General features: G+C 67.2%; 13 protein-coding genes. 3 read left to right on the top strand and 10 right to left on the bottom strand.

All coding sequences use genetic code 11. The annotated features are described in order from the left end of the window. Positions 1 to 21: 21 nt before the first annotated feature. The 4 genes from ACZLHH_RS10300 to hisS all read right to left on the bottom strand — a co-directional run bounded on the left by ACZLHH_RS10300 (position 22) and on the right by hisS (position 3,635). On the bottom strand, positions 22 to 330 hold the full coding sequence (locus ACZLHH_RS10300) for a YerC/YecD family TrpR-related protein (RefSeq protein WP_180844071.1): 309 nt from the start codon (positions 328 to 330) through the stop codon (positions 22 to 24). A 339-nt stretch (positions 331 to 669) separates the two neighbouring features. Beyond that, complete coding sequence (locus ACZLHH_RS10295) at positions 670 to 1,632, bottom strand: IS110 family transposase (RefSeq protein WP_132808894.1); 963 nt, start codon at positions 1,630 to 1,632, stop codon at positions 670 to 672. 312 nt (positions 1,633 to 1,944) lie between these two features. Then, positions 1,945 to 2,211, bottom strand: a complete 267-nt coding sequence (locus ACZLHH_RS10290) for a hypothetical protein (RefSeq protein ID WP_256201512.1) — start codon at positions 2,209 to 2,211, stop codon at positions 1,945 to 1,947. A gap of 26 nt (positions 2,212 to 2,237) precedes the next feature. Further along, positions 2,238 to 3,635 (bottom strand): histidine--tRNA ligase, encoded by a 1,398-nt coding sequence (gene hisS, locus ACZLHH_RS10285; RefSeq protein ID WP_180844072.1) that lies wholly within the window; start codon positions 3,633 to 3,635, stop codon positions 2,238 to 2,240. Positions 3,636 to 3,762: 127 nt separating this feature from the next. Here hisS and ACZLHH_RS10280 point away from each other — a divergent pair, with 127 nt between their 5' ends. Further along, a complete protein-coding gene (locus ACZLHH_RS10280; protein WP_180844073.1) occupies positions 3,763 to 4,515 on the top strand; it encodes a Crp/Fnr family transcriptional regulator in 753 nt (250 codons plus the stop codon). Positions 4,516 to 4,669: 154 nt separating this feature from the next. Here the strand turns inward: ACZLHH_RS10280 and thrC are convergent, their stop codons facing one another. Genes thrC through thrA form a run of 3 tightly spaced genes read right to left on the bottom strand, consistent with a single transcriptional unit; the run spans position 4,670 to position 9,401 of the window. Further along, a complete protein-coding gene (thrC, locus tag ACZLHH_RS10275) occupies positions 4,670 to 5,956 on the bottom strand; it encodes a threonine synthase (protein WP_071228887.1) in 1,287 nt (428 codons plus the stop codon). Positions 5,957 to 5,985: 29 nt separating this feature from the next. Next, on the bottom strand, positions 5,986 to 6,900 hold the full coding sequence (locus tag ACZLHH_RS10270; protein WP_180844074.1) for a homoserine kinase: 915 nt from the start codon (positions 6,898 to 6,900) through the stop codon (positions 5,986 to 5,988). After that, the gene (gene thrA, locus ACZLHH_RS10265; protein WP_180844075.1) at positions 6,897 to 9,401 is read right to left on the bottom strand and encodes a bifunctional aspartate kinase/homoserine dehydrogenase I; all 2,505 of its coding nucleotides are present in this window, start codon (positions 9,399 to 9,401) and stop codon (positions 6,897 to 6,899) included. The genes ACZLHH_RS10270 and thrA overlap by 4 nt, the downstream gene beginning before the upstream one ends. 27 nt (positions 9,402 to 9,428) lie before the next feature. On the opposite strand from thrA, the gene ACZLHH_RS10260 reads away from it, so the two are divergent. Continuing rightward, a complete protein-coding gene (locus ACZLHH_RS10260) occupies positions 9,429 to 9,749 on the top strand; it encodes a hypothetical protein (protein WP_180844076.1) in 321 nt (106 codons plus the stop codon). Positions 9,750 to 9,758: 9 nt separating this feature from the next. Here the strand turns inward: ACZLHH_RS10260 and ACZLHH_RS10255 are convergent, their stop codons facing one another. Next, on the bottom strand, positions 9,759 to 10,709 hold the full coding sequence (locus ACZLHH_RS10255) for a DMT family transporter (RefSeq protein WP_049462024.1): 951 nt from the start codon (positions 10,707 to 10,709) through the stop codon (positions 9,759 to 9,761). Positions 10,710 to 10,869: 160 nt separating this feature from the next. Next, positions 10,870 to 11,568 (bottom strand): helix-turn-helix domain-containing protein, encoded by a 699-nt coding sequence (locus ACZLHH_RS10250; RefSeq protein ID WP_049462025.1) that lies wholly within the window; start codon positions 11,566 to 11,568, stop codon positions 10,870 to 10,872. 81 nt (positions 11,569 to 11,649) lie between these two features. Here ACZLHH_RS10250 and ACZLHH_RS10245 point away from each other — a divergent pair, with 81 nt between their 5' ends. Then, the gene (locus ACZLHH_RS10245; protein ID WP_180844077.1) at positions 11,650 to 12,429 is read left to right on the top strand and encodes a DUF6491 family protein; all 780 of its coding nucleotides are present in this window, start codon (positions 11,650 to 11,652) and stop codon (positions 12,427 to 12,429) included. Here the strand turns inward: ACZLHH_RS10245 and ACZLHH_RS10240 are convergent. Further along, positions 12,426 to 13,478 carry a linear amide C-N hydrolase gene (locus ACZLHH_RS10240; RefSeq protein WP_032127421.1) on the bottom strand — a complete coding sequence of 351 codons (1,053 nt, stop codon included), beginning with the start codon at positions 13,476 to 13,478 and terminating at the stop codon, positions 12,426 to 12,428. The two genes, ACZLHH_RS10245 and ACZLHH_RS10240, sit on opposite strands and share 4 nt — an antisense overlap. Positions 13,479 to 13,520 lie beyond the last annotated feature (42 nt).

Below are 13,520 nucleotides of genomic sequence, written 5' to 3'. Positions count from 1 at the left end.
AAGTTCGGAACGGGGCGCGGATCAGCGCGAAGCAAGGCGGTCGATGGCGGCGGCATAGCCTTGATGGCCATGCTCGAGCGTGCGTGCCACCCGTCCGGTGGTGGTCACGCTGACGCCGGTGCGCTCGTGGATCTCGCGGTACGGCACGCCCTGCTGCAGCAGCGGCACCACTTTCCAGCGGTCGGCCATGGCTTCCAGCTCGGCCGGGGTGCACAGATCACGCAGGAAGGCTTCGACCTGTTCCGGTTCGCGCAGGGCGGCAAAGGCTTGGGCCAGGGCTTCCAGGTCGGCCTTCGGGTCTTTGGCGGCAATCTCGGGGCGGGCTTTCACGGGGTCGTATCCATGCATCAATGTAATAGCGCATTAGTACATTAGCGCATTCTTGCGCAGTGCGTCAAATCGAGGATTGAGGGGGCGGCAGGGCTGCTGCCCTGCACCCGCCAAGAGCCAGAGCAAAAGCAAATGCTGATTTGCTGAGCGTTGGCGGGGAGGGTCCGGTGACAGGGGACGCCGTTAACCCATCCATGGGGGCTTGGTCGCGGCATCCATGCCGCTCACACCCCTGCCACCGGACCCTCCCCGCCTTCGACAGTTGGCCGCGATCTGCTGGATCTCGCTGGGAAAGTGATCGAGAACGGCTTTTGTAGAGTCGAGATCCTATGTTCGTGGTCAAGCCTGCTGGAAGCAGGCTTGACCCACCTTCAGCATGGCCGGATCGAAGTCCCGGCCGCTTTTGAAGACACCCCAGGCGATCCTGGCCAGCTTTCTGGCCAGGATGTTGAAGACGGCGGTGCTGGGGTGACCGCGTTTTGACAGCTCGTCGTAGAGCGGTTGCCCCCGACGACACCGCTTGAGCCCCATGGCGGCCATGTAGAGCATCTGGCGCAGCACTGGCGCGCCCTGTTTGGACAGCCGACGCCGTCCCGTTCTGCCGCCAGACTCGTTGGGCCGGGGATCCAGGCCCGTGCAGGCGATCCACGCGTTGGCGTTGGCCAACGGCCAGCGCGTCATGTAGTAAATCAGGTGAGCGGCGACGGCGGGGCCGATACCAGGGATGGTCAACAGGCGCTTGTAGAGCGTGCCATGCTCTCCATCGCGACCCAAGCGCTGCAGTTCGCTTTCCAGCTCGGACAGCGTCCCAGCCAGAGCGCAGAACAGATCTGACAGCTCCCCGGGGGCACTTTTGCTTACCCCGAAGGATTGCTCCAGGCGCGCGCGTGTCTTTACCAGCGTCTGCCGCTTGCGCAGCAAATCGTGCATCTGTTGCTGCTCGTCGGTACGCGGTACGTATTCACGCAGGCGATCGTTCTCCTTCTTCACGTACCGGGCGATCGCTTCGGCGTCCATGGCGTCCGTCTTGCCACGCGAGCCCGTCGCCCGGCCGTAGTGCTTGATCAGACGTGGATTGATCACATAGACAACGTGGCCTGCCTGGCCAGCCATCCGAGCCAACAACTCGTAGTACCGCCCCGTCGCCTCCATGCCAATCCGGCATCGCTGGGGCAAGGTGTTGAGCCACTGGGCTATGCCGGCCCGGGTGTTGGCGATCCTGTCGCCGGCCTTGCGGTCGGCCACTGCCGGTACGAACTCCTTGGAGTCCACGTCCACGCCAATATCGAGAGAATCAGACATTTGTACGGCTCCCAGCTATCTTTAAGGGGCTGGGGTGGTACCGCACCGACGTTAGCTTGCCTACATCGACGATCCCCTTTGGGGGCCGTACGATCCTTTATCGACGTTCGTGTGCGGGATGGGGATCGCTCGACTCGTCTGTCGGCTAGTATCCGCAGATGCATGCTTGACGGTCCCTCCACCCTGGCTCCTACATACCGCGTAGGAGCCGGGAGGAACATACAAGCCATGCTCGACTGCGCTTCGTTCAGAAACGCAGAACGCCCACCAAAGGGTGGGCGTTCTGCTTTCAAATCAACAACCTGGCCCGACTCAGGGCAGACAGTGCACCTCGGCCTGCAGCGCCCCGCGCCGCAGGCATTCACCGAACAGGCTGCCCTGCCGGCTCGGCAGGGACTGGATGTTCTCCAACGCCCCCGCTCCCGCCCGGCACGTCCGCGAGGCCAGGGCCTGCAGATCGTCCTCCAGCTGTGCGCGGTCGATCGCATGGCAGCGATCAACCGCCAGCCGGTACTGCGCCGGTCCGATCCGCGTGCTGTGCAGCGACGGATCACTCTGGCAGCCCGCCAGCAGGAGCACGCTCAGCACTCCTGCGGCGGCAGGCTTCACACCATCGCCTTGGACTGCTCCAGCTCCACCAGCAGGGTGCTGGCCAGCTCGTCGCGGGAGACTTCGAACTGCTGCTCGCGCAGCAGGTCCTTCACTGCCACCACGCCGCGCGCCAGTTCATCCTCACCCGTCAGCACCACGAAGCGGATGCCGGCCTTGGCCGCGTACTGGAACTGCTTGCCGATCTTCTTCGGCTCCATCTGCACTTCGGTGTTGATGCCACCGGCACGCAGGCGGCGGGCAATGTCCAGCGACTGCGGCATGCCCTGCTCGTCCATCAGCGCCACCAGCGCCTGTACGCTGCTGGCTTCGATGCCGTCGATCAGGCCGGCCTCGCGCAGCTGCCAGAACAGACGCGACAGGCCAATGGAGATACCCACGCCCGGCAGCTTGGACTTGCTGTAGTGGCTGGCCAGGTCTTCGTAACGGCCGCCCGAGCAGATCGAGCCGATCTGCGGGTGGTCGGTCAGCGTGGTCTCGTAGACGGTGCCGGTGTAGTAATCCAGGCCGCGCGCGATGGAGAAGTTCAGGCAGTACGCGGTTTCCGGCACGCCCAGCGCCTGCACCAGCTGCAGCACTTCGCGCAGTTCGGCGACGCCGGTGCGCAGGATCTCCGAAGAACCGGCGTCGGCTTCCAGCGTGGCCAGCTGCGCCAGCGCATCGGCATGGCCCTGCGAACGCACGGCGACGAACGCCAGGATCTTCTCGACCTGTTCTGCCGGGATGTTGAAGCCCTCGCCCACCAGCGTCTCGCGCACATAATCGGCGCCGCGCTTGTCCAGCTTGTCCACTTCGCGCAGCACCGCCAGCTGGCGCTCACCCTCGGCCACACCCAGGCTTTCAAAGAAGCCGCGCATCAGCTTGCGGTTGTTCAGCTGGATGCTGAAGTCACCGATGCGCAGTTCCGAGAACACCGCATGGATGACCGCCAGCACTTCAGCGTCGTAACGCACGCTCAGGCTGTCCTTGCCGATCACATCGATGTCGCACTGGTAGAACTCGCGGAACCGGCCGCGCTGGGCGCGCTCGCCGCGGTACACGCGCTGCATCTGGTAGCGACGGAACGGGAAGGTCAATTCGTGTTCGTGCTCGGCCACATAACGTGCCAGCGGCACGGTCAGGTCGAAGCGCAGCGCCATTTCCGGCAGTGAACGATCACCCGATTCGGCGGCATTGGCCAGCGCGCCGGTGGACTGCACGAAATACACCTGGCGCTCGGTCTCGCCACCGGACTTGGTCAGCAGCACATCGGACAGCTCGAACACCGGCGTCTCCACCGGCAGGAACCCGAAGCGCTCGTAGTTGCGGCGGATGACGTCCAGCATGCGCTGGAACGCAATCTGCTCGCGCGGCAGCAGTTCAAGGGTGCCGGGCGGGGTACGGGGCTTGATCACGGGCGGAACTCCTGCTGGAACGGGACGTGGGAGGGGGCGACATTCTAGCGCCCCCGCCACGAGCAGGGTCGAACGGCCGCTTGAAGTATCATAAGGCCCTCCCCGCCCGCGATACGCCCCCCGCAACATGTCACGGCCTTCCGGCGCTCCGCCCGCCACCAACGATCCCGCCTCGCCGTCCTGCACCACGCTGGACTGCCTGCACTGCTCGGTTCGCCACCTTGCGGTGTGCTCGGCGCTGTCGCCCGATGAAGTGCAGGCGCTGGAGCAGGTCACCGTCTCGCAGCAGGTCAGCATGGGCAGCACGCTGGCCCGCACCGGTGAAGAGCGCGACCATGTCTATACATTGACCGGCGGCGCACTGCGCCTGGTGCGCACCCTGGCCGACGGCCGCCGTCAGATCAACGGCTTCGTGCTGCCCGGCGACTACCTGGGCCTGAGCGGCAGCGACCACCATCGCTACGACATCGAGGCCATCGCCGACAGCCGCGTATGCCGCGTCGCGCTGCCACAGATGAAGGCACTGCGCAGCCGTTTCCCGCACCTGGAGCGCAAGCTGCTGCAGCGTGCCTGCCAGGAACTGGATGCCGCGCAGGACGCCGCGCTGGCACTGGCGCGCCTGCAGCCGGCCGAGAAGCTGGCTGATTTCCTGCTGCGCCTGGCCGCGCGTGAGGCCAAGCTCGGTGGCGACGGCATGCGCGTATCGCTGCCGATGGGCCGCGGCGATATCGCCGACCATCTGGGCCTGACCATGGAAACGGTCAGCCGCACCTTCACCAAGCTGCGCCAGCAGGGGTTGATCGCCCTGCCCCACCTGAACGTGGTGGAGATCCTCGACGAGGATGGGCTGCGCACGCTGGCCGGTGAAGGGTTGATCTGACCGTATCGCGGTCCGTGGGGTTGCCGGCCAGCGGCCGGCACTACCCGAATGCATTTCCCTGGTAGTGCCGGCCGCTGGCCGGCAACCGCGCCCGATCCGTGCTGTATCTCTCCGGTAGTGCCGGCCGCTGGCCGGCAACCACGTCCATCTCCAGTCAGCGCAGCAGCACCTCGCGCAACGCCGCGTAATCGGCCGACAACGGTTCGGCGTGCGCCGGTCGCTGCAGCAACGCATCCAGCGCAGGCGGCACCGCCACCGCTTCGCCGATCAGCGTTTCGACCACGGCCTCGAACTTGGCCGGATGCGCCGTGGCCACCACCGCCCAGTCGCCCTTCGCACCACGCGCACGCAGGTCCTGCAGCACCTTCACCGCCGTCGCCGTGTGCGGGCAGAACAGCTCGCCGCGGCTGGCATGCGCCGCCGCAATCGTCGCGCGGATGGTTACGTCATCCACCGCGAACGCACGGAACGCAGCACGCAGTTCCGCGTCGTCGCCGTGGTAGAGCCAGCGCAGTCGCTCGAAGTTGCTCGGCGCACCCACGTCCATTGCATTGGCCACCGTCGCCACACTGGCCTGCGGCTGGTACTCGCCGCCATTGAAGTACGCCGGCAGCACCGCATTGGCATTGGTGGCCAGCACGATCTGACCGATCGGCACGCCCAGCGCGCGCGCCAGCACGGCCGCCATCGCATTGCCCAGGTTGCCGGTCGGCACCACCAGATTGAGCCGGCGACGATGCGCCGCGTAGTGGCTCAACGCCGCATGCGCGTAATAGCTCATCTGCGGTAGCAGTCGGCCCAGGCTGATGCTGTTGGCCGAGCTCAACGGCACCTGCGCCTGCAGTTCGCGGTCAGCCAGTGCCTGCTTGACCATCGCCTGGCAATCGTCGAACGCACCCGCCACACGCAGGGCCTGGATGTTGTCGCCGAAACAACCGAGCTGATGCGCCTGGCGCGGAGATACGCGGCCATCCGGATACAGCACCACCACCCGCACGCCGGGCTGGCGATGGAAAGCCGCTGCCACCGCAGCACCCGTGTCGCCGGAGGTGGCGACGACAATCGTCAGATCGCGGTCCTTGCCGGCCTGCAGCCGCGACAGCGTACCGGCCAGGAAGCGCGCGCCGATATCCTTGAACGCCGCCGTTGGCCCATGGAACAGCTCCAGCACGTGGTCACCGTCGCCGAGCGCACGCAGCGGCACCGGGAAGTCGAACGCCTCACGACAGATCGCCGGAAGCGCAGTCTCGAGTGCATCGCCAGCAAAGAACGGCATCAGCAGATCGGCGGCGGTATCGGCCAGGGTCGCCCCGGCCTGCAGCTCGCGTGGCGCCGGCAGCATCTGCGGAACGTACAGCCCACCATCAGGCGCCAATCCGGCGGCGATCGCCGCGCTGAGGCCAACGGCCGGAGACTGGCCGCGGGTCGAAACAAATTGCATGGGTTCGGTATCCAGTAAAGGGGAAGGATTCAGCACAAGCGGGCTCCCGGTGCATCCAGCGGCGACACCCAGGCATCGCTGTCGAAACCGGCGGCGGCAAATGCCGCCTGCACCGGTGCGGCAGCGGCGCGGGCCTGGTCGGCGTCCTCGAACCAGGCGAACACGCTGGGTCCGGCACCGGAGATGCCCGCCCCCATTGCATGGGCCGACAGCGCCGCATCGCGAGCTGCTTCGAAACCTGCAATCAGGCCGGCCCGCCGTGGTTCGACCAGCACGTCGCGCAATCCAGCCCGCACCAGTGCGGCATCGCTGCGATGGCAACCACTGAGCACCAGTGCGAGGTTCGCGCTCTGCGCCACGAACTCGCCCAGCGCATAGCTGCCCTGCAGGGCCTGGCGTGCGCGGCGTGTTTCCAGCACCGCGTGCGGATGCACCAGCAGGCTGTGCCAGGTAGCCGGCACTGGAATCGGCAGCAGCCGATCGGCCGTGCACAGCGCAAGACCACCCAGCAGCAGCGGCCCCACGTTGTCACCGTGGCGGCCACCACTGGCCACCGCCTCGCCATCCAGCGCAAACGGATACAACGCCTCGCGCGACAGCGGCACATCCAGCAGCGCGTTGGCGGCGACCAGCGCCGCAACACTCGACGCTGCCGAACCGCCCATGCCGGAACCGAACGGAATGCCCTTGTCGATCTCCACCGCGAAACCGAAGTCCAGGCCCAGCCCTGCGCGCAGCGACATCAACGCTGCACCCGCAGTGTTTCCAGCCGCATCCAGCGGCAACTCAATGGCACTGCCACGGATCGCCTCGATGCGCACCAGCGGCTCATCGATGCGGTGCACGCTCACGGTATCGCCAATGCCGGCAATGGCATGGCCGAGAATATCGAAGCCCACCGCCACGTTGGCCACCGAGGCAGGCGCGAACGCACGTGCGATCACAGGCGCGCTCCTTCACCGGCCGCGACCCGCAGCAGGTCGGCAAACACACCCGCCGCGGTGACTTCCGGGCCGGCGCCCGGCCCCTGCACCACCAGCGGGTTGTCACAGTAACGGCGGGTGCGGAACTGGACCACGTTGTCGGTCAGCCGCAGGTTGGCGAAGGCATGATCGGCCGGCAGTTCCTGCAGGCCGACCGAGGCGCCATCGGCACCCAGCTGTGCCACATAGCGCAGCACCGCCCCCCGCGCCCGCGCGTCCTGCAGGCGCTGCAGCAGGCTGGCATCAGACTCACCCAGCCGCGCCATGAAATCATCCACGCTGCCATCGCGCAGCAGCGCCGGCACCAGGCTTTCCACCTGTACCTGTTCCAGGCTGAGCGCGTGGCCGGCTTCGCGGGCGAGGATCACCAGCTTGCGCGCCACATCCACGCCTGAAAGATCATCGCGCGGGTCCGGCTCGGTGTAGCCCATCGACCGCGCCTGCGCGACCAGCTGCGAGAACGGCTGGCTGCCATCGAAGCGGTTGAACAGCCAGGCCAGCGTGCCGGAGAAGATGCCTTCAATCGCCAGCACCTCGTCACCGGTATCGACCAGATCGCGCAGCGTGGTGATCACCGGCAGGCCCGCACCGACCGTGGCCTCGTAGCGGAAGCGCGCACCACTGGCCGCCGCAGCGGCGCGGATGCGCTGGTAGCGCGGCAGCGGCCCGGCGCCGGCCTGTTTGTTGGGGGTGACCACGTGAATGCCGGCCGCCAGCCAGCCCTCATAGCGCTCGGCCACCTCGGCACTGCCACTGCAGTCGATCACAACCGCATGCGGCAGGTGGGCGGCCAGCAGGTGTTCGGTGAAACGATCCAGATCGCTGGACTCGCCCGCTTCGCGCAAGGCCTCCCGCCAGTCGGCGTGCAGGCCATCCACTTCCAGGCGCATGCGCGAACGCGAGGCCAGCGCGCGCAGGCGCAGATCCACATTGGCCTTGGCCAGCAACTGCGGGCGTGCGGCAAGCAACTGGTCCAGCAGTGCGGCACCGACGTTGCCCGGCCCGATCACACCGACCGCAAAGGTCTGCGGCGACAGCCAGAAGCCGGCATGTGCAGCGCGCAGGGCGCGGGTGGCATCGGCACTGTCCACCGCCACCGAAATGTTGCGTTCGGACGAGCCCTGCGCGATCGCCAGGATGTTCACCTGCGCACGGCCCAGCGCCTCGAACAGACGTGCGGCCACACCGGGCTGGCCGGCCATGCCGTCACCGACCGCGGCCAGCACGCTGACCCCCTCACTGACCTGCACGCGTTGCACCTGGCCCACCGACAACTCATGCGCGAACGCGTGCAGCAGTGCCTCGCGGCCACGGCCGGCTTCAGCAGCACGCACCACGCAGCAGATCGAATGTTCCGACGACCCCTGCGAGATCATCACCACCGACACCTGCGCCTGGCGCAGGGCGGCAAACACACGCTCGGCGGTACCGGGCACACCGATCAGCCCGGTGCCTTCCAGGTTCAGCAGGGCCAAGCCGGGGCTCAGGGTCAGGCCCTTCACCGGCCCGCGCGGCGAGCGCTCGGCGCTGATGCGCGTCCCCGGATGCGCCGGCTGGAAGGTATTGCGGATGAAGATCGGCAGGCCGAGGCGGATCGCCGGCGACATCGTCTGCGGGTGCACCACCTTGGCGCCGAAATAAGCCAGCTCGCAGGCCTCGTCGTAGCTCAGCGACTCCAGCTGCACCGCCTCGGGCACCAGCCGCGGGTCGGCCGACAGCACGCCGTCGACATCGGTCCAGATGTGCAGTTCATCGGCGTTGAACAGCGCGGCGAAGATCGCGCCGGAGTAATCGCTGCCGTTGCGGCCGAGCGTGGTGATGCGGTCATGACGGTCACGGGCGACGAAGCCGGTGGCGACCAGGCGTGGCTGCGGATGCTGCAGGCGCCACTTGGCCAGGCGGTCGGCGCTGGCTTCCCAGTCGACATCCACGCCCAGTTCGCCATGTCCCACCACCAGTACGTCGCGCGCATCCAGCACTGCACAGTCTGCGCCCAGCGCCTGCAGGTGCGTGCCGAGCAGCTGCGCGGAAAACACTTCGCCCAGGCCCTGCACGCGGTCGAGTACTTCGCGTGGCAGCTCGCCGATCACCGCCAACGCCGCCAGCACGTCGGCCAGTTGATCGAAGCGGGCGTCGATCCATTCGACGGTCTCGCCCACCTGCTCGCCCAGCAGGGCCACGGCGGCGCCACGGTGGCGCGCGCGCAGCGCATGCCAGGCCTCGCGCCAGCCTTCGTCCCCCTTGGCTGCCAGCTGGGCCAGATCGATCAGTGCGTCGGTGACGCCCTTCATCGCCGAGACGACAGTGACCTGCAGCGATTCGGGGCGGGCCAGCAGCAGGCCGGCAACATGGCGGTAGCGTTCGGCATCGGCCACCGAGGTGCCGCCGAACTTGTGCACGACGATGGACGGTGCAGCCAGATCGGCCGGGGCAACGGGATGAGCGGGGGCGTGGGAAGACATGCAGACCTCGGTAGGAGGCCCCGTCGTATGCAGGTGTCGAGTTTCCCCGCCACCTGTATGGTGCGGGGCCGTGGTTTTCGGGAGTTACACGAAGACGACGGGCCGCACCAGGGCAGTGGTGACGGTGGTGGTGGTAATGGTGGTGGTGGCGACCGGCGCAGTCGAACGGCCCGCAGTAGCGGGGGCGATCAGGCTGGCGTGGGCGGCATCAAGAACCATGACGCACAGAAAACACCGTGCGCCGGGCCGCTGTCAAGTGCTGCGGTGCAAAAAGTCGTTGCCGCGATCATCGGCCAACATGCCGACATTTGGTTGCATCTGAGACAAAGCGGCCATCAGTATGCTTGACGGCCACATTCAGCCGGCATGTTCGGCGATCGCGCGGGGCGTGCGATGCGCATGCGCGCACAGCATCACGCCGGCCACCAGGAACACGATCGCCAGCGCTTCGAGCAGCGAGGGCCAGCGCTGCTGCCAGGCGAATGCGTAGAGCAACGCGAACAGGGTCTCGAACACGATCATCTGGCCGGTCAGGGTCAGCGGCAGCAGGCGGCTGGCACGGTTCCAGAACGCATTGCCAAGGATCGAGGCGACCACCGCCACACCCGCGCTGATCGCCCAGAAACCACTCCACTGCGCCGCCGTGTGCCCGCCGGTGTGGCCGATGAAGGCCATCGGCACCAGCAGTAGAGCCAGGCCGCCGGTGGTGACACCGGTCAGCAGCGACCAGTCGTGGCTGGACAGATCCGGTCGGCGCGCCAGCCAGCGGCTGTTGCCGATCGAGTACAACGCCCACGAGAACAGCGCGCCGAACGCGCACAGCAGGCCGATCAGGCGCTGCCGCCACGGTGTCGCGAGGTGCTCAGACATCAGTGCTTCCCAGCCAACCAGTGCCACGCCCAGCACGCACAGGCCCAGTGCCGGCAGCAGCTGCTTCAGCGGCACCGCGCCCTGCTCGCGCACACCGACCAGGGTCACTACCACCGGAATCAGGCCGACAATCAAGGACGCCGCCGCACCGCCAGCCCACTGCACCGCCGTCGCCAGCAGCAGGAAGTACACCAGGTTCCCGGCCAGGCTCAGCCACAACAGACCGATCCACTCGGCGCGGCCCAGCCGTGGTGCCAGCCGCTTCCAGCGCGGCAGCAGCAGGGCTACGGCGATCAGACCGTAGACCAGATAGCGGCCGGCAGACAGTTGCAGGGCATTGAACGACTGCAGCACGGCGGGCGCGAGGAAGACCACGCCCCACAGCGCGCCAGCGGCAACGCCATTGGCGATGCCCAGGGCCATCGGGTTGTTGCGCATTCGGGTTCTTCGGGGGGAGAGAACAGGCCGCGCAGTGTAAGCGCTGGCCGCTGGACGCTCTTGACCGAGGCTACTGCCCTTCCGCCTTTGTAGCGTCGAGCCATGCTCGACTGCCGTTCGCGAGGTGGCCGGTGCAGAAGCCGTCGAGCATGGCTCGACGCTACAGTCCGGCGTTCCTGCGCCACGCGGCGGGGGTCTGCCCACACTCACGGCGCAGCGCGCGGGTCAATGCGCTCTGCTCGGAATAGCCTGCGGCCAGCGCGATATCACTGATCGGCGCCGTGCTGGTGCGCAGCTGGTGCTTGGCCCAGCGCAACCGGCTTGCACTGAGCCAGGCCTGCGGGCTGAGACCGAACTCACGCTGGAACAGCGCGTGCAACCGGCTCTCGCTGACCCCGACAGACGCGGCCATGCGCGCCACCGGCCACGCCTGGCCCGGATCGGCCTGCACTGCCGCACACAGTCCCTGCATGCGCGCGCCACTGCCGGCCGGTGCAAACACCTGCAGCAGCTGCGGCAGCAGGGCCGGCATCGGCTGCCCGTCCTGCACGCCCGCCAGGCGTTGTCGCAGCGCATGCGGCAGGTGCAGCCAGCGCTGCCGGCACAGATGCTCCTGCGTGCCGTCATCAAGCACGCCGGGAGGACAATCGACGATCACGAAACCGTTCGGACCATCGGCCATCTGGTCATGCGCTTCGCCGGCCGCAACGAAAACCCCCTGCAGCAGGTCGAGGCGACCACCGCGGCCTTCCATCTCGAAGTGCAGTTCGCCCTGCAGCGGCAGCACCCACTGCGCGTAGTCATGGCGGTCCAGGCCGGTGGCCTGGCCGTAGTGCCGCAGATGGAAGATGGCGCCCATCCGCGCAGTGTGCGCGTGTAGCAACGGCCGTGCAAACCGCTGCTATAGTCGATCCGTCATCCAACGCAGGGAGTGCAGGACATGACCTATCGGCAGGTGTCACTGGTGCTCGCCAGCAGCCTCGGCCTGGCGCTCGCAGCTTCGGCGTCCGCACAGGAGCGTACGCCCCCGGCCCCGCACTGCATGGACGCGGTCGGCGTGCAGGAAGTGGAGCAGGCATCACCGCGCTCGATCGCACTGCGCGCCGCCTCCGGACAGGCCTATCGTATCGACTTCAGCGAGGATTGCCCCGGCGTCCGCGGTGCCACCTCGCTGAAGCTGGAAGCACCTGCCGGCTGGGCCTGTGGTCGTCCCAGCGAACGCGTCGTGGTCGACGGCCGCCGCTGCGCCGTCAGTGCGGTCACCGCGCTGCAGGATCGCGACTACGCCAGCGTCGCCCGCGACAGCGACCGCCTGCGCACGGCCACCCTGCCCGCCGTGACCATCCGCGAGCGCAGGGACATCCGCCGCAGCTTCGGCGGCTCACCGTCGTACTGCTTTGCCACCCGCAACGTCCGCGCGTGGTCATCCGACCCGCAGGGCATGCTGGTGGAGACCAATCCGCGCCGCAATGGCGGCCACCGCTACTACCGGGTCGAACTCGGCAGCCACTGCCGCCAGCTCGACCGTGCGCCGCAGCTGAGCTTCCACTCGGGCCCGCAGAACGGCCTGATCTGTGGCAATCCCGGCGATCGGATCATGACTGCCGAGTTCGAGACAGACGATCTGCGCGGTGAAAGCATCGCCCCGCTGCCGCAGTACACCCGCGGCAGCTGCACGATCCAGGCGGTCTACCCGGCCTCCAGCCAGGCGTCGAACTAACCGTCGACGCCCAGAAAGGTGAACGGTGCGCTGGGCACGAACTGGCCCAGTGCATCGCCGGCAAAGGTGTTGCGCTGGTCCTTGCCAAGATCGAGCTTGAGCACCTGGCCGCCGAAATCGACCTTGTTCAGATCGACCCAGAAGGTGTTCGGGGTCAACGCCGACTCGAAGAAGTACAGCCGCCGCTTGTGATCAGCCACCGTGCGCCAGCGCGTGGATGAGATGTTCGGCTCACCCGGCGTGGTGATGCCATACGGCACCGACGCGTTGCGGATCACGCTGAACACACTGGCCAGGGCCTCCACCGGGTCTTCGGCCTTGGGTATGGCGTTGATGTAGAACGAGGCGCGCGCGAAACGATCGGCGGAGCGGTTGGTGCCCGGCAGCATCACCGTGCCGCCGATCTGCTGCCAGTAGCTGTTGAGGGCCAGCTGCTGCTCGAAGATCGGCGAGTTGGTCATCACCTGATAGCGCCGGTCATGGTGAATCACCTGGCGACCGCCGATGTACTCGACGATGGCGCTGTCGCCGGTGGCATCGGACAGCGACAGGTGCAGCGTCGCCTGGCGGTCTTCGCCCGGCACCTTGTCGGTGACGATCGAGTACGGCTCACGCTTGAGCGCCGCGACCGCCTCGTCCACGGTGGCGAAATTGTCCAGCACATACTGCGCCCACAGCGAGATCGCCAGTCCCGGCTTGTTGCCACGCTGCTGCGGATACTCCGATTCCACCAGCCACAGCAGGTTGGCCACCAGCCCCTTCTCGTTCATGCCATCGGTGGTCGACACGTCGTAGCCGGTGGCCACCACGCTGCCGTAGCGCGCAGTCCAGGCCAGCGATTTCGGACCGGCCAGGCCGGTGCGTGCGATGCCACGCGGCAACACGTAGAGGTTGGTCGCCACATCGACCTTCCAGTCCATCGAGCGCGCAGTGATCACATCGCCGTTGTCGCCCCGATACACCGCACGCGTGCAGGCCAGTGCCGGCGTGATCGCAGATGCCAGCGCCATGGCCAGCATTGCCTTTCCCTTCCACTTCATCCGTGCCATGTCGTTACGCTCCTTTCCCCGTGGTCCGTCGATCTGACCCGA

The sequence above is a fragment of the Stenotrophomonas sp. 28608_Sma genome (assembly GCF_056486185.1).
This window is presented reverse-complemented; position numbering and strand designations above follow the sequence as displayed.

What these genes read in the sequence shown, in the direction of transcription:
- thrA (WP_180844075.1), bottom strand. Translation starts at nt 9,401, where the DNA reads ATGTCTTCCCACGCCCCCGCTCATCCCGTTGCCCCGGCCGATCTGGCT.
- ACZLHH_RS10240 (WP_032127421.1), bottom strand. Translation starts at nt 13,478, where the DNA reads ATGGCACGGATGAAGTGGAAGGGAAAGGCAATGCTGGCCATGGCGCTG.
- ACZLHH_RS10255 (WP_049462024.1), bottom strand. Translation starts at nt 10,709, where the DNA reads ATGCGCAACAACCCGATGGCCCTGGGCATCGCCAATGGCGTTGCCGCT.
- ACZLHH_RS10245 (WP_180844077.1), top strand. Translation starts at nt 11,650, where the DNA reads ATGACCTATCGGCAGGTGTCACTGGTGCTCGCCAGCAGCCTCGGCCTG.
- thrC (WP_071228887.1), bottom strand. Translation starts at nt 5,956, where the DNA reads ATGCAATTTGTTTCGACCCGCGGCCAGTCTCCGGCCGTTGGCCTCAGC.
- ACZLHH_RS10295 (WP_132808894.1), bottom strand. Translation starts at nt 1,632, where the DNA reads ATGTCTGATTCTCTCGATATTGGCGTGGACGTGGACTCCAAGGAGTTC.
- ACZLHH_RS10260 (WP_180844076.1), top strand. Translation starts at nt 9,429, where the DNA reads ATGCAGGTGTCGAGTTTCCCCGCCACCTGTATGGTGCGGGGCCGTGGT.
- ACZLHH_RS10250 (WP_049462025.1), bottom strand. Translation starts at nt 11,568, where the DNA reads ATGGGCGCCATCTTCCATCTGCGGCACTACGGCCAGGCCACCGGCCTG.
- ACZLHH_RS10280 (WP_180844073.1), top strand. Translation starts at nt 3,763, where the DNA reads ATGTCACGGCCTTCCGGCGCTCCGCCCGCCACCAACGATCCCGCCTCG.